This window comes from Frateuria sp. Soil773, assembly GCF_001428405.1.
GTDB lineage: Bacteria > Pseudomonadota > Gammaproteobacteria > Xanthomonadales > Rhodanobacteraceae > LMSL01.
The window spans coordinates 68,063-84,233 of record NZ_LMSL01000038.1 but is presented as its reverse complement, the minus strand read 5'-3'; the positions used below and the strand labels follow the sequence as shown (position 1 = coordinate 84,233).

The window sequence follows — 16,171 nt, the reverse complement described above, 5'->3', positions numbered from 1 at the left end:
GCGAACACTGCGAGCGGCAAACTTCTCCTTTTGAGTGCGCTACTTGACGGGGAAGGCTACGCATATACATACGGCGTCTCGGATATCGGTCGCTGCCTCGAGTGAGGCATGCCCGCTACAATGCTTCGGCGGCGCTGATAGATAGCGCCGCGCGTGTCGAAAGTGGGTATTTTTGTGGGTATATCGGAAACTTGATCTGCCATTTTTCTAAGTAAAACAATTGGATGCGCCTCTCATGCTCCTGATGATCGACAACTACGACAGCTTCACCTTCAACCTCGTGCAGTACTTGGGCGAGCTGGGGCAGCAGGTGAAGGTGGTGCGCAACGACGCGCTGGACGTGGCCGGCATCCGGGCGCTGGCGCCTTCGCACATCATGATCTCGCCGGGGCCGGGCACGCCCGACGATGCCGGGGTGTCGCTGGGCGTGCTGCGCGAGCTGTCCGCGCAGATCCCGGTGTTCGGCGTGTGCCTGGGGCACCAGGCGATCGGCCAGGCGTTCGGCGGCAAGGTGATCCGCGCCAAGCGGATCATGCACGGCAAGACCTCGCCGGTGCGCCATCGCGGCCAGGGCGTGTTCGCCGGGCTGCCCGACCCGTTCGAGGCCACGCGCTACCACTCGCTGGTGGTCGAGCAGGCGTCGCTGCCGGATTGCCTGGAGGTGACGGCGTGGACCGAGAACCCCGACGGCAGCATCGACGAGATCATGGGCCTGCGCCACAAGACCCTGCCGGTGGAGGGCGTGCAGTTCCATCCCGAATCCATCCTCACCCAGCACGGCCACGACATGCTGGCGAACTTCCTCGGCCTGCCGCAGCGGAAGCTGGCGGCATGAGCATGCAGGAGCGCGCGATCCACATCACGCCGCAGGAGGCGCTGCAGCGCACGATCGAGCACCGCGAGATCTTCCACGACGAGATGATCGCGCTGATGCGCCAGATCATGCGCGGCGAGGTGAGCCCGCTGATGACCGCGGCGATCGTCACCGGCCTGCGCGTGAAGAAGGAAACCGTGGGCGAGATCACCGGCGCGGCGCGGGTGATGCGCGAGCTGGCTGCCAAGGTGCCGCTCGCCGGCGCGCGCGACCATTTGATCGACATCGTCGGCACCGGCGGCGACGGCGCCTCCAGCTTCAACATCTCCACCGCCTCGATGTTCGTCGCCGCCGCGGCCGGCGCGCGCGTGGCCAAGCACGGCGGGCGCAGCGTGTCGTCGAAGTCCGGCAGCGCCGACGTGTTGGAGGCGCTCGGCGCGGCCATCGACCTGCCGCCGGCGCAGGTGGCCGAGTGCCTGGACGAGACCGGCATCGGCTTCATGTACGCGCCCAACCATCATCCGGCGATGAAGGTGGTGGCGCCGGTGCGCAAGGAAATGGGCGTGCGCACCCTGTTCAACATCCTCGGGCCGCTGACCAACCCGGCCGACGCGCCGAACATCCTGATGGGCGTGTTCCATCCCGACCTGGTCGGCATCCAGATCCGCGTGCTGCAGCAGCTCGGTGCGCGGCACGCGATGGTGGTGTGGGGCCGCGACGGCATGGACGAGATCTCGCTCGGCGCGGCCACCCTGGTGGGCGAGCTGCGCGACGGCGAGGTGCGCGAGTACGAGGTGGAGCCGGAGGATTTCGGCCTGGCGATGGCTTCCAGCCGCAACCTGCGGGTGGAGCACGTCGGCGAGTCGAAGGCGATGCTGCTGGAGGCGCTTTCGGGCCAGCGCGGCGTGCCGCACGACATCGTTTGCCTCAACGCCGGCGCCGCGCTGTACGCCGCGGGCAAGGCGCCGGGCATCGGCGAGGGGATCGAGCTGGCGCGCGCAAGCATCGCCAGCGGCGCGGCTCGTGCCAAAATGGAGGAGTTCGTGGCCGTGACGCGCCGACTGGGCCAGCCGGTAGCATGAGGCTCGCGCGGCGCGGACACGGCCCTGCCCGCATCCCCATCACGACCTTGTGCCTGCGCTCATGACCGACATCCTGCAACGCATCCTCGCCCGCAAGACGGAAGAAATCGCCGAGCGCAGCGCCAGGCTGCCGCTGGCTGACCTGGCGGCGCGCATCGACGAGCTGCCCGAGACGCGCGGTTTCGCCGCGGCGATCGAGGCGAAGATCGAGGCGGGCCTGCCGGCGGTGATCGCCGAGGTGAAGAAGGCCAGCCCGAGCAAGGGCGTGATCCGCGCCGAGTTCGACCCGGCGCAGATCGCCCGCAGCTATGAGGCCGCCGGCGCGGCCTGCCTGTCGGTGCTGACCGACAAGGATTTCTTCCAGGGCAGCGAGGCGTTCCTGCAGCAGGCGCGCGGCGCGTGCAGCCTGCCGCTGCTGCGCAAGGATTTCGTGATCGACCCGTACCAGGTGTACGAGGCGCGCGCGATCGGCGCCGACTGCATCCTGCTGATCGTCGCGGCCCTCGGCGACGCCGCCCTGCTCGAACTGGCGCTGCTGGCCGCCGAACTGGACCTGGACGTGCTGTGCGAGGTGCACGACGCGGAGGAACTGGAGCGCGCACTGGCCCTGCCGGTGCCGCTGATCGGGGTCAACAACCGCAACCTGCGCACCTTCGAGACCTCGCTGGACACCTCGCTCGAACTGCAGGAGCTGATGGAGTACGACCGCGTGCTGGTGGCGGAATCGGGCATCCATACGCCGGACGACGTGGCGCGCCTGCGCGAGGCGGGCATCCATGCCTTCCTGGTCGGCGAGGCGTTCATGCGCGCGGCCGACCCGGGCGCGGAGCTGAAGCGGCTGTTCGACGCGGACTGACCGATGCAGACAGGGGCAGGGGTGGCGGCGTCCGCCACGGAGGCGGCCGCGCCGCGCACGGTGCTGTTCGATTTCGACGGCGTGCTGATCCACGGCGATTCGTTCGCGATGTTTGTGCGCGACCGCTACGCGCGTTCGTTCCCGCGCAAGGCGCTGGCGCTGCTGTGCGCGCCATGGCTGCTGCTGGTGCTGCCGTTCTCGCGGCGGCGGGTGCTGCGCGCGCTGGTGCACCTGGCCCTGCTGGGCGTGAACGAGGCCAGCTACCGCGCGCAGGCTCAGGCGTTCGCCGCGGCCCTGGTGCGCCGGCCGCGGCAGTTCTGCCGCGATGGCCTGCAGGCGCTGCGCCGGCACCAGGCGGCCGGCGACCGGGTGATCGTAGTGACCGGCTGCGAGGACGCGCTGGTGCGCGGCATCCTGGCCGAGCTGGGCCTGGGCGGGATCGAGGTGCATGCCTCCCGCCTGCGCGGCGGCTGGCTGGGCATGCGGCAGCAGTGGCACAACGTGGGCCGGCGCAAGGTGCAGTCGCTGGCGCAGCACGGCATCGAGGCGTGGCAGGTGGCCTACGGCGATTCGATGTACGACGTGGCGATGCTGAAGGGGGCGGCGGAGGCGGTGCTGGTGAACGGCTCGCCGAAGCTGTGCAAGCGGGTGGAGAAGGCGCTGGGCCGGGCTGCGATCCGGGTCGAGTGGTACTGACCCGGACCGGGTCGTGCCGGCCGGTGCCGGGCGCTACAGCCAGCGCTGCAGCAGTTGCCACAGGCTGATCCCCACGATCAGGCTGCCCACCGCGACCATCACGATCCGTTCCGGCAGGTGCCGCACCAGCCACGCCGCGAACGGCGCGGCGACGATGCCGCCGGTGAGCAGGCCCAGCACGATCGGCCAGTGGCCGATCCCCACGTGCATCACCAGGGTGGCCGAGACGCACACCGTCACCACGAACTCGGCGGCATTCACAGAGCCGATGGTGCCGCGCACCGCGCCGCCGCGGGCGATCAGGGTGCTGGTGGCCAGCGGGCCCCAGCCGCCGCCGCCGATCGCGTCGAGCAGGCCGGCGAAGAAGCCGAGCACGCCGGCATGGTGCACCTGGTGGCGGCTCAGCCGCTTGCCGAACGCGCGCAGCAGCACCATCGCGCCGAGCACCAGCAGGTAGGCGTTGACGAACGGCCGGATCAGCTCGCCCGGCACGTTCGCCAGGAAGGTCGCGCCGAGGATGCCGCCGATCGCGCCGGGCAGCGCCAGTTGCCAGAACAGTTTCCAGCGCACATTGCCGAACCACGCGTGCGAGGCGCCGGAGACGCCGGTGGTGAACACCTCGGCGGTGTGCACGGTGGCGCTGGCGACCGCCGGCGGCAGGCCCAGCGCCAGCAGGATCGAGTTGGAGACCAGGCCGTAGGCCATGCCCAGCGCGCCGTCGACCATCTGGGCCAGCAGGCCGACCAGGGCGAAGCCGAAGAAGGAGGTCCAGTCCATTGGGCGGGCCCGTGCCGGGGAAAGGCAGCCACGCTAAGCGGGGGCGGGTTAACCCGAGGTAAGAATCCGTTCCTGGGCGTGTCGTGCCGGGGGCTTCGGGGAATTCGGTGCCTTGGTGGCTCGGGGTCTGGAGGCGCTGGATCCCGGCTTTCGCCGGGGTAACGAGCTGGAGTGCGGGATGCCAGGTGGGCGGGACGAGACGGGATGCGAGGGTGGGCGGGGGAGGCTGGATGGGGCGGGGTGTTCGGGATGCCGGGAGGTGCCGGCGGCACTTGCCAAGGTGGGATTCGGGGAATTACGTTAGTGCTTACGTAATTTGGAAGAAGCCTCCATGTACCTGTCCTCCCTGGCCGAGCTGGCGCTCGGCAGCCGGCTCAAGTCGCTCAGCGACCAGTTCTATGCCGCCGCCGACGAGGTGTACCGGCAGTGCGGGGCCGGGATCGAGTCGCGCTGGTTCCCGGTGCTGCGCTACCTGCGCGAGCACCGGGCGGCGACGGTGAGCGAGGTGGCGGCCGCGATCGAGCAGACCCACTCGGCGGTCAGCCAGCTCGCGGACAAGCTGGTGCGCGCGGGCATGCTGCGGCGGCAGGGCGACCCGGCGGACGGGCGCCGCAGCCTGCTGGTGCTGACCGACAAGGCCAGGCGCGCGCTGTCGGCGCTGGGGCCGGTCTGGTGCTCGATCCGGCGCGGCGTCGGGGTATCGCTCGGCGCGGATGCGACGCGCCTGCTGGAGGCCGTCGAGGCCTGCGAGCGTGCCCTGCGCGAGCGGCCCATCGTCCCGGCGATCCTCGACGAGCACGCGGCGCTGGCGCGCGCGGAACTGGAGATCGTCCCATTCGAGCCGGCCCTGCGCGGGGAATTCCTGCGGCTCAACGCGCAATGGCTGGAGCGGCACTTCCGGCTGGAGGAGATCGACCGCGCGGTGCTGGGGAACCCCGAGAAATACGTGCTGGAGCCGGGCGGGGCGATCTTCTTCGCGCGGCTGGGCCGGGAAGTGGTGGGTACCTGCGCGCTGCTGTGCGAATCGCCGGGGGTGTACGAGCTGTCCAAGATGAGCGTGGACGAGAGCTTCCGCGGCCTGGGCGCCGGCCGGCGCCTGCTGGAGGCGGCGATCGCCGAGTTCCGGCGGCGCGGCGGAACCGAGCTGTTCCTGGAGTCGAACAGCGCGCTGAAGCCGGCGCTGCAGTTGTACGAGCAACTGGGCTTCGTGATGCAGCCGGGCGTCCGTGCCGGCTCGCACTACCAGCGCGCGGACGTCTACATGGTCTACCGGCCGGACGCGGCGCCTGGCCGGCGCGGCAAGGGGCCGCGCAAGCCGCGCTAGCGGGTGCCGCGCACCACGATGGTCTTGCCGGCCACGTCGATCATCCGCTGCTCCTCCAGTTGCTTGAGCACGCGGCCGACCATCTCGCGCGAGCAACCCACGATGCGGCTCACTTCCTGCCGCGAGATGCGGATCTGGGTGCCGTCGGGGTGGGTCATCGCGTCGGGCTCCTGGCACAGGTCCAGCAGGGTGCGCGAGATGCGGTTGGTGACGTCCATGAAGGCCATCCGGCTGACCTGGCGCGAGGTGCGCAGCAGGCGGTTGGTCAACTGGGCGCCGATCGCGAACAGGATCTTCGGGCATTCCTCGCGCAGCGGGCCTTCCATCAACTGGAACAGCCGCTCGTAGCTGACCTCGGCCATCTCGCACGGGGTGCGCGTGCGCACCATCGACTCGCGCTGGGCCTGCTCCACGAACAGGCCCATCTCGCCGATGAACTGGCCGCGGCTGATGTAGGCGAGGATCAGCTCGCGCCCCTGCTCGTCCTCGGTGCAGACCGCCAGCGAGCCCTCGACCACGTAGTACAGCGTATTGGCCGGGTCGCCGGGGCGGATGATCGCGGTCTTGCCGGGATAGCGCCGGCGGTGGCAAAGCGCGAGGAATCGCTCCATCGAGGCCGGGTCGGGCGCGAAGCCGAGCGGAGCCTGGGAGCGTTCGAAAGCCTGCTGGAGTTGGTATTTGAGTTGCGCCACGGATCATTCCCGGAAGTGGATGGTTCAAGCGCCGCCGCCGCAGCGGCACGATGCGTCACGTACGTTCCGCCCCTGTCATCGGGGCATTATGGCAAACCCTGCCGGGATGCCGAAGGTTCTGTTTTTCCTTTTTTTGCCGCATACTTCGCAGTCTTTCGGCGGCGATGGTGTTCCTGTCGCACGCCGTTCACAGGAGGTACGGAAGATAAGGGTCTTTCGTACCTTGCTTTTTTTAAGCGGGGACCCTTGGTGCTAACCCGCCTCATCTGCTGGCCGCGACCCGGCCATGGAGAGTCGCCGTGGTGAAACCGCTCCCGCGTCTGCGCCTGCAGGGCTTCAACAACCTGACCAAGGCGCTGAGCTTCAACATCTACGACATCTGCTACGCGGTGTCCGAGGAACAGCGCCAGCGCTACATCGAGTACATCGACGAGCAGTACGACGCCGACCGCCTCACCCAGATCCTCACCGACGTGGCCGAGATCATCGGCGCGAACATCCTGAACATCGCGCGTCAGGACTACGACCCGCAGGGTGCCTCGGTCACCATCCTGATCTCCGAGGAGCCGGTGGTCGAGAAGCTCGGCCGCGACACCATCTCCGGTGCCGTGGTGGCGCACATGGACAAGAGCCACATCACCGTCCACACCTACCCGGAAACGCATCCGCACAACGGCATCGCGACCTTCCGCGCGGACATCGACGTGGCCACCTGCGGCGTGATCTCGCCGCTGAAGGCGCTGAACTACCTGATCGACAGCTTCGAGTCGGACATCGTGATCGCCGACTACCGCGTGCGCGGCTTCACCCGCGACGTGAAGGGCAAGAAGCACTTCATCGACCACAAGATCAACTCGGTGCAGGACTACCTGGCCAAGCACATCCGCCAGAAGTACGAGATGTTCGACGTCAACGTGTACCAGGAAAACATGTTCCACACGAAGATGCACATCAAGGACTTCGACCTGGACACCTACCTGTTCGAGGCGCACGCCGACGACCTCTCGTTTAAGGAGCGCCAGCGCATCGAGTCGCTGCTGCGGCGGGAGATCGAGGAGCTGTTCCACGGCCGCAACCTGATGTGATGCGACACGAAAAACCCGCCGGAAGGCGGGTTTTTTCTTGGCGGCGACGGTGCCCGGCGTCAGATGCGGTAGGCGACCTTCTTCATCACCATCGAACTCAGGTGCATCAGGCCCGGGATGGGGAAGGGCAGCTCGATGCCTCCGCGCGCCTGCGCGTTCTCGGCATGGCGAACCTCGTCCTGCTGCATCTGCGCGAGCACGGCGCGCGAGCGCTGGTCCTGCGCGGGCAGGGTTTCCAGGTGTTCTTCCAGGTGGGCCTCCACCTGCCGCTCGGTCTCCACCACGAAGCCCAGGCTCACCGGATCGCCGGCCAGCGCGGCCAGCGCGCCGATGGCGTAGCTGCCGGCGTACCACAGCGGATTGAGCAGGCTGGGGCGACTGTCCAGCTCCTTCAGGCGTCCGGCGCACCAGGCGAGGTGGTCGGTTTCCTCGGCGGCCGCGTGCAACAGGTGCTGGCGGTTCTCCTCGCTGCGCGCCAGCGCGGCCTGGCCGTCGTACAGGGCCTGCGCGCATACCTCGCCGGTATGGTTGATGCGCATCAGCCCGGCGGCGTGGCGGCGCTCCGCATCGTCGAGCGGTGCCTCGGCCACGTTTCCGGCGGGAGACGGGCGCGCGGCCTCGGGCGCGCCGGCGACGGTTTCCAGCGCGCGCTCGATGCCGGCGAGCAGGCGGTCGAGCGGGGTGAGGGTGCGGGCGTTCATGGGCGTACTCCGTTCGGTTCGAGCTGCGCTGCCAGCGGGGCCGGCGGATGCAGGGCCGGCAGCGCCGCGTCCTGTTCGGACAGGGGCAGAGGCAGTCGATATTGGACGACAGGGGCGGCCCGGCGCCAGCGTGGCGGCTTGCCGCAGGGGGCGTCCGGAAGAGTGCGCGGTCAGCGGGGGTGGCCTCCGCGGTCGTTGCGGTGAAAGGTCCAGGCCTCCGGGGCTCGACCAGCAATTCGGTGTAACGGACGTGGGCCGGGCAGGGCCGTTCGCAATGGTCCAGCCGTGCACGGCAAGGTGTGGACCCCAGGCCCCATCCGGATGGGCATGGCGACGTCGAGGGGGACTTTTCAAGCGGCCAGGCCGTCATGCTATGATTGCCAGCTCACAGCCCGCCGGTCGACGGGCTTGCGCGATCGATGGAAGCTCCGCTATCATCTCGCGCCTTTGTTTCACCGATTCCGCTTAACCGCCTCCGGGCGGCAGACAGGTATTCTTCAGATGAAAACGTTCAGCGCCAAGCCGGAAAGCGTCAAGCGCGACTGGTTCGTGGTAGACGCCACGAACAAGACGCTCGGTCGCCTGTCGACCGAGATCGCCCGTCGCCTGCGCGGCAAGCACAAGCCGGAGTTCACCCCGCACGTCGACACCGGCGACTACATCGTCGTGGTCAACGCGGAGAAGGTGGCGGTCACCGGCGCCAAGCTGGACGACAAGATGTACCACCGCTTCACCGGCTACGTCGGCAACCTGAAGACCACCAGCCTGAAGGACATGCTGGCGACCCATCCGGAGCGCGTGATCGAGATCGCCGTGAAGGGCATGCTGCCGAAGAACCCGCTGGGCCGCGCGATGTACCGCAAGCTCAAGGTGTACGGCGGCGCCGACCATCCGCATACCGCACAGCAGCCGCAGGCGCTGGAAATCTAAGGAATCATCATGGCGATCCAGCAGAATTACGGCACCGGCCGTCGCAAGACCTCCGCCGCCCGCGTGTTCCTGCGCAAGGGCACCGGCGCGATCGAAGTGAACGGCAAGTCGCTCGAGCAGTTCTTCGGCCGCGAGACCTCGCGCATGATCGTGCGCCAGCCGCTCGAGCTGACCGACAGCACCGAGAAGTTCGACATCAAGGTCACCGTCGCCGGTGGCGGCATCACCGGCCAGGCCGGTGCGATCCGCCTGGGCATCGCCCGCGCGCTGATCGAGTATGATGAAACCCTGAAGTCGTCGCTGCGCAAGGCCGGCTTCGTGACCCGCGACGCCCGCGAGGTCGAGCGCAAGAAGGTCGGTCTGCACAAGGCCCGCCGCGCCACCCAGTTCTCGAAGCGCTGATCCCGCTTCGAGGGACGATGCAGCAAGGTCAGAGCGCATCGTTCCACCGGTTTTGGGAGATCGTCTAATGGTAGGACAACAGACTCTGACTCTGTTTATCTAGGTTCGAATCCTAGTCTCCCAGCCAAACTGAAAAGCCCTGCGAATGCAGGGCTTTTTTTATGTATGCGTTTTGGGTGCTTGGGCGATTTGGTCGGTACAAGTCATGCGCTTGGCACATCATCTTTGGCGGGACACGTCGGGCATCTGGTATTTCCGGGTGGTCGTTCCCCGGCGCCTCAGTGAAGCCCTGGGGCGGAGCCTGATCAAGCAATCCTTGCGCACGCGGGATCTCATCCAGGCTTGCGCCTGGTCTTATGTGCTCAGCGCCAAGTGTGCTCAAATTTTCGCCATAGCCGGGTAGGGAGGACGGAACATGGGCGGCGTGTCGTGGGAACTCACACCCACCTAGCTACCTCTACTGCTGAAATCGCCTGGGGGGTGGCAGTGTTGAACTTTTGCGTCGACCAAAGAGGGTTTCGTTCCAAAAAGCTGGAGCAGCTGATCGACACGACCGGCGGTCGTTTCGTCGTCGCTGATGCGGCGTTGATGGAGATGTGTAAGTCCACCCCTCACTGGGAGAGCACCCTCCGTAACTCTTTGCGGCGACTTTCCGCGGTGCCGGCTCGAGTGTGTTTTGTCCCGGGAAATGGTGAATGCCTGAAGGCAGAGCTGACTACACGAACGCCGCTAACGCTGAAGGCGATGATTTCAGACCAGCAAACTTTCTGGTTGCGCGAGCTACTCGCGGAAGTAGCTTCGGGTCAATTCGGTGCGATGTTCACACGCATGGTAGCGGAAATCGATGCCGCGAACCGGCACGCTCAGGCACAACACTTCGCCCACGAACAGAACCTAGCCCAACTGCGCGTATTGGTGGATTTCTGCCGAGATCATTTTCCTGCGTCGTTCGTTCGTAGACTTCGGGCGAAGAGAGTTCCTGAAGAGGAATATATTCGCTTCGTGTCACGGTATACCGCGACGGCGACAAATGATGCGGCTATGTCGTTGCCCGACGGCACGCTTGGTTCCTTGGCAAAGTCCAAGGCTTATACGATGCGCTGGCTATGGCTGCGCGTCGAAACCGTTGCTGATTGGTTGGCGAAGGGCGGCATTGATAGTGTTGCACCCGACAAGGTTACCAACAGCGAGGTCGACAATCATTATTTGGCGGTCGCTTCCTATTGCGACCAGTTGCTAACAGAAGACGGGCGAATGCTCGAAAAGCAGAGGCGGCTACGCGCGGCGATCAGACTAACGATGCCTTGGAAAAGGGCATGGCGCGAAGAGCCTTTACCCACTCCGTAACCATTCGCTTCAGGGATTCAGGGGGGCGCAGCGACGGCACCTAACCTCACGGGAACCTGTTTGATTTGAAGATCGTCCGCGAATACTTGGCGTTGTAGACGGACTTTTGTCTTCGAAAATTTAAAGGGAGACAGCATTGATGAGCGAGAACGGAACTGGCAGGTTCACGCCTGAGCTGGAAGAAATGGTCTGGGGAGTTGGCCACCGTTGCAGTGGGTGCGGTCACGAGTTTGCCGAGGGCGAAATCCGCTATGAGGGCTACGCTGCTGGCGGAAAGCCTTACATTGCTTGCGTTAAGTGCAAGGTGAATCTATCCGAGTTAGCCAGATGGTATGAATATCGTGAGAGGCCATTCAAAGTGCCGCCGGATGACAGCAAGCTCTGGCGATACATGGATTTCGCCAAATATGTCAGCCTTTTGTCGACGCGAGCCATATTTTTTGCGCGAACAGACACCTTTGACGACGCTTTCGAAGGTGCGCAAGGACTGCTTTCGAATCAGGGGGCGTGGGATAACTACTACCGCGATTTTTTTCGAAACGCGTTGCGGTCACCGCTTCCAGACGGCGATGCGCGGGTGTGCCCCGACGAAAAGGTTGAATCGGAGGCCGAGCGGTTGCTGGCGCAAATGAAGCAGGCGGGTGAAACGCGCAGATACTTTACCTATGCAAACTGCTGGCATGAAAATGAGCACGAGTCGGAGGCAATGTGGCGCCTCTACTCAAGCTATCTGGAAAATGCGCTCGCCGTTCGGACAACAACAAGCCGTCTGCGCGCTGCTATTGGGAATGCCGGAGCGGTTGAGATCGGGCGCATTAAATATATCGACTTCAGAAAGGAATACGCCGGCATAAATTCTTCGTTCTGGCGCAAGCGGATGTCGTTTCAGCATGAGCGTGAAGTGCGTGCACTTCATATCGACTTCGAGCGCAAGCCTGGGATCTTGATGCCTTGCGACTTAAGTGTTCTGGTCGATGCGGTCTTTGTTTCTCCAAAGGCTCCTGCTTGGCTGGCACCATTGATCAATGACGTGAATGGTAAGTATGGTTTGTCCATCGATGTTACGTCTTCAGAGCTAGGGGACAAGGCATTTTGGTGAGCCAGCCGCCATATTCGGGTGCTCTGATGCGAGCATTCGGTAAGCCGGTATAACGATGGAGTTGGCGATCAGCCCCCCAATCGTTGACCTTGGTCAGTGGGTCGGCCAGTTCACTCAAAGATGCCAGCGTCTTTTGAATGATGGGGGCCACTTCGAGGAGAACATCTTTCGTCGCATCTTTAACCCGTTTTTCTCGATCACTTCGGCTGCTTGCCAAAGACCAATCCCAAAGATCGCCAGGGCCACGATCTGCGTGATGACCACCGAATAGATAGCCGTGTGATCTGGTGGCGTGGAGGGACTTGCCAGGATTACGAGGGGGACGGTGTCATATGAATTTTGAGGATGACTGAGCTTGGCGCAAGATAACTCTCCTGATAGCGTTCCGCTCCTTAGTCAACTTCGGAGGTCAATCCCGCCGAGTTACCTCGCGCATCAGGGACTTATCGGTCAATGGCTTAGGCCCTGTTACAGGGTGGGTAAGTCTCCCAGCCAAATCAAAAGGCCCTTGGGAAACCGAGGGCTTTTTCTTTGCTTGCGCTCTGGGTCTGCGCGGGATGCCGCCAGTGGCTTCGAGGGCGCGTCTGTGTTGCTGCATGGGCGGTAGGCCCGGCGATCTTCCATCCGGTAGAGTGCGCAGGCGGCCGGCATGCCCAGGCATGGGTCGGCCACCATACCGAAGCCTTGCGGCGGGAGCCATGTCCAACCTCCGAGTGAACCACCTGCTCGACACCGGCACGCTGTCGCTGCGCGACGTCCACTGCCGTGGAACGTGCCGGCATCGCAGCGACGAGGAGTGCATGGCGTCCACCTACCTGGTGTTTCCCTATCGCGGCGTCTACCTGCGCCACGTGGGAACGGACCAGGCGGTGGCCGACGCGAATCACGTGCTGTTCTTCAATGCGGACGAAGGCTACCGGGTGAGCCATCCGGTGGACGGCGGCGACGCCTGCCTGTCGCTCGGGCTTGCCCCGGCGGTGCTCGAGGAGCTGGCGCCGGGCGGGCTGCTTCGCACCGGCGCGAAGCCGGTCTTCCGGCGCCAGCACCAGCGCATCGATCCGCGTGCGCAGGCGCTGGTGGCCCTGCTGCGGCACAGCCTGGTCAACGACGCCATCGAACCGCTGGAAGCCGAGGCCCTGCTGCTCACCCTGGCCAGCCGGAGCCTGGGGGCGCGCACGTCGCACGGGCCGGCCTCCACCCATGCACGCCGCCGCCTCGCGGACCGGGTAAAGCTCCTGCTGGCCGGCGACCTTTCCCGGCGCTGGACGCTGGCGGAGATCGGCGCGGAGATCGGCAGCTCGCCGGTGTATCTCACGCAGGTGTTCCGGCAGGTCGAGGGCGTGCCGCTCTATCGCTATCACCTGCAGCTTCGGCTCGCCCGCGCGCTGGACCTGGTGGGGCGGTGCGAGGACCTTTCCGCGCTCGCCGCGGACCTGGGCTTTTCCAGCCACAGCCATTTCGCCAATGCCTTCCGCCAGGCCTACGGCCGCTCGCCTGCGGCTTTCCGCCAGTTCGCCCGGCCGCAAACGGACGGCTAAAGATTCTGACAGCGCCGCCGCGCCGCCCATGGTCTCCTGTGCCTGCCCGCTGCAGGGCGATGACGAGGAGAAAGGAAATGAGCGAGAACACATGTGCCGTCTGCGACTACGAACTCGACGACAACCGGGTGCAGGTCACCATCGGTTCGCGCGTGGTGGAAGTGTGTTGCCAGGAATGCGCCGACAAGCTGCGCGAGGCGAAGGCGCAGGGGCAGTCCTGACGGCATTCCGCGCCGCCCGGGCGATCCGCCGGGCGGCGTCGATCGAGGCCGGCAGGAGAGGTGCGGCGTGCCTGGCCGGTGAGCGGAAGTTCGTGTAGCGGTCGCGGCGGCGGATCGACAACCGCCGCCGCGACGCCTTCGCGCAAGCGCCGCGGAGGCGGACGCAGGAACCTGCGCCTTCGGTTCTTTCGGACGCGGGCGTAGAATTGCCACCTTCGATTCCGCGGTAACCCCCTCCATGACCTCCGAAACCGAGAAGCCGGCGGCGCCGCCGGGCGTGCGCCTGGAAGGCAGCACGGATGCCTTGCCGTTGTCGCCTTCGCTCGGGGCGACGCTGGACGCCACGCGGATGCCGCGGCGCTCGACCCTGGTGGATCGGCGCGTGCTGCGGATCACCGTGGTGGCGGTGGCGCTGGGCGTGGCCGCGGCCTTCATCGCGCAGGTGCTGACCGCGCTGATCGGCCTGGTGACGAACCTGGCGTTCTACGGCCGCCTGTCGACCGGCTTTTCCTCGCCGGCAGGCCACCACCTGGGAGCCTGGGTGATCGTGGTGCCGGTGATCGGCGGCCTGATCGTGGGCGCGATGGCGCGCTGGGGCTCGCGCGCGATCCGCGGCCACGGCATTCCCGAGGCGATGGAGCAGGTGCTGCTCAACGAGTCGAAGATCCCGCCGCGGATCACCTTCCTCAAACCCGTGTCGTCGGCGATCGCGATCGGCACCGGCGGCCCGTTCGGCGCCGAGGGCCCGATCATCGCCACCGGCGGCGCGCTCGGCTCGTTCGTCGGCCAGTTGCTGCACGTGACCGGCAGCGAGCGCAAGGTGCTGCTGGCGGCCGGCGCGGCGGCCGGCATGGCGGCGGTGTTCGGTTCGCCGATCGCCGCGGTGGTGCTGGCGGTGGAGCTGCTGCTGTTCGAACTGCGCCCGCGCTCGCTGATCCCGGTGGCGCTGGCTTGCGTCGCCGCGACCGGGGTGCGCTACGCGATCCACGGTTCGACGCCGGTGTTCGCGATGCCTGCACTGGCCACGCCGGGGCTGGCGGCGCTGGCGTGCTACGTGGCGATCGGTGCCCTGCTCGGGCTGGTCAGCGTGTGGGTGACACGGATCGTGTACGGCATCGAGGACGCGTTCGAGAAGCTGCCGATCCACTGGATGTGGTGGCCGGCGATCGGCGGCGTGGCGGTGGGCGTGGTGGGCTATTTCGCGCCGCTGACGCTGGGCGTGGGCTACACCAACATCGAGGATATCGTCAGCGGCCGGCTCACCCTGCACGCGATGGCGTTCCTGTGCGTGATGAAATTCCTGTCGTGGTCGATCTCGCTGGGCAGCGGCACCTCCGGCGGCACGCTGGCGCCGCTGTTCACCATCGGCGGCGCGCTGGGCGCGCTGGCCGGCATGGCCGTGGTGGCGCTGGCGCCGAAGTTCGGCGTCGATCCGCGCATCGCCGGCCTGGTCGGCATGGCCGCGATCTTCGCGGGCGCCTCGCGCGCGCTGCTCACCGCGGTGGTGTTCGCGTTCGAGACCACCGGCCAGCCGGCCGGCCTGCTGCCCCTGCTCGGCGGCTGCACCGCGGCCTACCTGATCTCGGCGTTGATGATGCGCAACACCATCATGACCGAGAAGATCGCCCGCCGCGGCGTGCGCGTGCCGGCCGAATACGCCGCGGACTACCTGGAGCAGGTCGCGGTGGGCGACGCCTGCACGCGGCAGGTGGTCACCCTGCGCAGCGACCAGACCCTGGCCGAGGTGCGGCGCTGGCTGGCCGAGGGCGCGGCCGACGCCTCGCACCAGGGTTATCCGGTGATCGATCCGGCCGGCCACGTGCAGGGCGTGCTGACCCGGCGCAGCCTGCTCGACCCGCAATGGCACTACACGCTGACCCTGGGCGAGCTGGTGATGCGCCCGCCGATCGTGGTGAACGAAGGCCACTCGCTGCGCGAGGCGGCCGACCACATGGTGGCCGAACAGGTGGGCCGGCTGATCGTGGTCGGCAAGGAGGCGCCGCATCCGCTGGTGGGCATCATCACCCGCGGCGATTTGCTGAGCGCGCATGCCCGCCGCCTGCAGGAGGCGAGGAAGTCCGGGCGTTACCTGCGCTTCCGCGACGGGTTGAAGCCGCGGCCCGTGCAGTAGGGAATCGGGAGCTGCAAAAAGGCAAATCCTGGCGTCTTCCCTTGAGTCGACAGGCCAAGGTTCCCTTGGACGTCATTCCGGCGAAGGCCGGAATCCAGTGTCTTCGCGCTTCGAGGGGCTGGAGCCGCTGGATCCCAGCTTTCGCTGGGATGACGAACTGGGGAATGGCGAGCTTGAGGGGTGGGTTTGGGGTGAAGCTGCCGTTGGATACCGGCAAANTCCAGTGCCGTTGCGCTTCGAGGGCTGAAGTCGCTGGATCCCAGCTTTCGCTGGGATGACGAGTTGGGGGGATGGCGAGCTTGAGGGGCAGGTTTGGGGTGAGNTCGGCAAGCCCGAGAACTTCCATGGACGTCATTCCGGCGAAGGCCGGAATCCAGTGCCGTTGCACTTCGAGGGCTGGAGCCTNCTGGATCCCAGCTTTCGCTGGGATGACGAGTTGGGGGGATGGCGAGCTTGAGGGGTGGGTTTGGGGTGAA

General features: G+C 66.3%; 16 protein-coding genes and 1 tRNA gene. 14 read left to right on the top strand and 3 right to left on the bottom strand.

The features are described 5' to 3' along the window. The first annotated feature begins 235 nt into the window (after positions 1–235). The 4 genes from ASG87_RS11995 (at position 236) to ASG87_RS11980 (ending at position 3,448) form a co-directional block, all read left to right on the top strand. Complete coding sequence (locus ASG87_RS11995; protein WP_056005219.1) at positions 236–835, top strand: aminodeoxychorismate/anthranilate synthase component II; 600 nt, start codon at positions 236–238, stop codon at positions 833–835. A gap of 2 nt (positions 836–837) precedes the next feature. Continuing rightward, positions 838–1,896 (top strand): anthranilate phosphoribosyltransferase, encoded by a 1,059-nt coding sequence (gene trpD / locus ASG87_RS11990; protein ID WP_056005216.1) that lies wholly within the window; start codon positions 838–840, stop codon positions 1,894–1,896. A 61-nt stretch (positions 1,897–1,957) separates the two neighbouring features. After that, on the top strand, positions 1,958–2,752 hold the full coding sequence (trpC, locus tag ASG87_RS11985; RefSeq protein WP_056005213.1) for an indole-3-glycerol phosphate synthase TrpC: 795 nt from the start codon (positions 1,958–1,960) through the stop codon (positions 2,750–2,752). A gap of 3 nt (positions 2,753–2,755) precedes the next feature. After that, a complete protein-coding gene (locus tag ASG87_RS11980; RefSeq protein ID WP_056005210.1) occupies positions 2,756–3,448 on the top strand; it encodes an HAD family hydrolase in 693 nt (230 codons plus the stop codon). Positions 3,449–3,481: 33 nt separating this feature from the next. Here ASG87_RS11980 and ASG87_RS11975 read toward each other — a convergent pair whose 3' ends face one another. After that, on the bottom strand, positions 3,482–4,225 hold the full coding sequence (locus ASG87_RS11975) for a sulfite exporter TauE/SafE family protein (RefSeq protein WP_056005207.1): 744 nt from the start codon (positions 4,223–4,225) through the stop codon (positions 3,482–3,484). A gap of 331 nt (positions 4,226–4,556) precedes the next feature. Here ASG87_RS11975 and ASG87_RS11970 point away from each other — a divergent pair, with 331 nt between their 5' ends. Next, positions 4,557–5,549 (top strand): bifunctional helix-turn-helix transcriptional regulator/GNAT family N-acetyltransferase, encoded by a 993-nt coding sequence (locus ASG87_RS11970; RefSeq protein WP_056005204.1) that lies wholly within the window; start codon positions 4,557–4,559, stop codon positions 5,547–5,549. On the opposite strand, the gene crp is transcribed toward ASG87_RS11970, so the two are convergent. Beyond that, complete coding sequence (gene crp / locus ASG87_RS11965; protein ID WP_056005201.1) at positions 5,546–6,241, bottom strand: cAMP-activated global transcriptional regulator CRP; 696 nt, start codon at positions 6,239–6,241, stop codon at positions 5,546–5,548. The genes ASG87_RS11970 and crp overlap by 4 nt on opposite strands. Before the next feature lie 299 nt (positions 6,242–6,540). Here crp and speD point away from each other — a divergent pair, with 299 nt between their 5' ends. Further along, on the top strand, positions 6,541–7,326 hold the full coding sequence (gene speD, locus ASG87_RS11960) for an adenosylmethionine decarboxylase (RefSeq protein ID WP_026633844.1): 786 nt from the start codon (positions 6,541–6,543) through the stop codon (positions 7,324–7,326). Between the two features lie 59 nt (positions 7,327–7,385). Here the strand turns inward: speD and coq7 are convergent, their stop codons facing one another. Further along, positions 7,386–8,027: a 2-polyprenyl-3-methyl-6-methoxy-1,4-benzoquinone monooxygenase gene (gene coq7, locus ASG87_RS11955; RefSeq protein WP_056005198.1), complete on the bottom strand. Its 642-nt coding sequence runs from the start codon at positions 8,025–8,027 to the stop codon at positions 7,386–7,388. Positions 8,028–8,528: 501 nt separating this feature from the next. Between coq7 and rplM the strand changes: the two genes are divergently transcribed. The 8 genes from rplM to ASG87_RS11925 all read left to right on the top strand — a co-directional run bounded on the left by rplM (position 8,529) and on the right by ASG87_RS11925 (position 15,695). After that, complete coding sequence (gene rplM, locus ASG87_RS11950) at positions 8,529–8,957, top strand: 50S ribosomal protein L13 (RefSeq protein WP_056005195.1); 429 nt, start codon at positions 8,529–8,531, stop codon at positions 8,955–8,957. 9 nt (positions 8,958–8,966) lie between these two features. Further along, a complete protein-coding gene (gene rpsI, locus ASG87_RS11945; protein WP_056005192.1) occupies positions 8,967–9,359 on the top strand; it encodes a 30S ribosomal protein S9 in 393 nt (130 codons plus the stop codon). Between the two features lie 53 nt (positions 9,360–9,412). Beyond that, positions 9,413–9,486, top strand: a tRNA-Gln gene (locus ASG87_RS11940). A 362-nt stretch (positions 9,487–9,848) separates the two neighbouring features. Then, positions 9,849–10,706 carry a hypothetical protein gene (locus tag ASG87_RS20170; RefSeq protein WP_157511057.1) on the top strand — a complete coding sequence of 286 codons (858 nt, stop codon included), beginning with the start codon at positions 9,849–9,851 and terminating at the stop codon, positions 10,704–10,706. A gap of 139 nt (positions 10,707–10,845) precedes the next feature. Then, a complete protein-coding gene (locus ASG87_RS19450; protein ID WP_200949079.1) occupies positions 10,846–11,805 on the top strand; it encodes a hypothetical protein in 960 nt (319 codons plus the stop codon). 698 nt (positions 11,806–12,503) lie between these two features. Beyond that, complete coding sequence (locus ASG87_RS11930; RefSeq protein WP_056005186.1) at positions 12,504–13,343, top strand: AraC family transcriptional regulator; 840 nt, start codon at positions 12,504–12,506, stop codon at positions 13,341–13,343. 77 nt (positions 13,344–13,420) lie between these two features. Further along, positions 13,421–13,564: a hypothetical protein gene (locus ASG87_RS20660; protein ID WP_200949077.1), complete on the top strand. Its 144-nt coding sequence runs from the start codon at positions 13,421–13,423 to the stop codon at positions 13,562–13,564. A 238-nt stretch (positions 13,565–13,802) separates the two neighbouring features. Then, positions 13,803–15,695 carry a chloride channel protein gene (locus ASG87_RS11925; protein WP_056005183.1) on the top strand — a complete coding sequence of 631 codons (1,893 nt, stop codon included), beginning with the start codon at positions 13,803–13,805 and terminating at the stop codon, positions 15,693–15,695. Positions 15,696–16,171: the final 476 nt, after the last annotated feature.

Coding starts and splice junctions, on each gene's coding strand:
- ASG87_RS11995 (WP_056005219.1), top strand. CDS start 236: ATGCTCCTGATGATCGACAACTACGACAGCTTCACCTTCAACCTCGTG.
- trpD (WP_056005216.1), top strand. CDS start 838: ATGCAGGAGCGCGCGATCCACATCACGCCGCAGGAGGCGCTGCAGCGC.
- trpC (WP_056005213.1), top strand. CDS start 1,958: ATGACCGACATCCTGCAACGCATCCTCGCCCGCAAGACGGAAGAAATC.
- ASG87_RS11980 (WP_056005210.1), top strand. CDS start 2,756: ATGCAGACAGGGGCAGGGGTGGCGGCGTCCGCCACGGAGGCGGCCGCG.
- ASG87_RS11975 (WP_056005207.1), bottom strand. CDS start 4,225: ATGGACTGGACCTCCTTCTTCGGCTTCGCCCTGGTCGGCCTGCTGGCC.
- ASG87_RS11970 (WP_056005204.1), top strand. CDS start 4,557: ATGTACCTGTCCTCCCTGGCCGAGCTGGCGCTCGGCAGCCGGCTCAAG.
- coq7 (WP_056005198.1), bottom strand. CDS start 8,027: ATGAACGCCCGCACCCTCACCCCGCTCGACCGCCTGCTCGCCGGCATC.
- rplM (WP_056005195.1), top strand. CDS start 8,529: ATGAAAACGTTCAGCGCCAAGCCGGAAAGCGTCAAGCGCGACTGGTTC.
- rpsI (WP_056005192.1), top strand. CDS start 8,967: ATGGCGATCCAGCAGAATTACGGCACCGGCCGTCGCAAGACCTCCGCC.
- ASG87_RS19450 (WP_200949079.1), top strand. CDS start 10,846: ATGAGCGAGAACGGAACTGGCAGGTTCACGCCTGAGCTGGAAGAAATG.
- ASG87_RS11930 (WP_056005186.1), top strand. CDS start 12,504: ATGTCCAACCTCCGAGTGAACCACCTGCTCGACACCGGCACGCTGTCG.
- ASG87_RS20660 (WP_200949077.1), top strand. CDS start 13,421: ATGAGCGAGAACACATGTGCCGTCTGCGACTACGAACTCGACGACAAC.
- ASG87_RS11925 (WP_056005183.1), top strand. CDS start 13,803: ATGACCTCCGAAACCGAGAAGCCGGCGGCGCCGCCGGGCGTGCGCCTG.